This window comes from Peribacillus sp. SIMBA_075, assembly GCF_046534585.1.
Genome location: NZ_JAWRYN010001261.1, coordinates 1 through 248 on the forward strand (window position 1 = coordinate 1; position 248 = coordinate 248).

Genomic DNA, 248 nt, shown 5'->3' on the forward strand with positions numbered 1-248 from the left:
CCCTTCGGTGAGGCCGAACGAATCGACCATCGTGACGAGTTCCCATGTGCGCTGTTTGGCTTCACTTTCTTTCATCGGAAGCCCTGCCCAGTGGATCATGGAGCGCGTGAAGATTTCTTCGATTTCATCCAATAAGACGATCTCGTCCATGTGCTCCCATTGTTCGGCCTTGGCGTCGAGTTCTTGGATTACCATGCGCTTGGCGTCTTCTAAGCGTTCAGGTGTCATCATCGATAGGAACATGCGCT

Annotated in this window: 1 pseudogene; it reads right to left on the reverse strand. The window is 52.4% G+C overall.

Annotation, left to right across the window (positions count from 1 at the left end):
- A pseudogene (locus tag SB775_RS32390) lies at positions 1–231 on the reverse strand (cytochrome P450); the annotation flags it as partial.
- Positions 232–248: the final 17 nt, after the last annotated feature.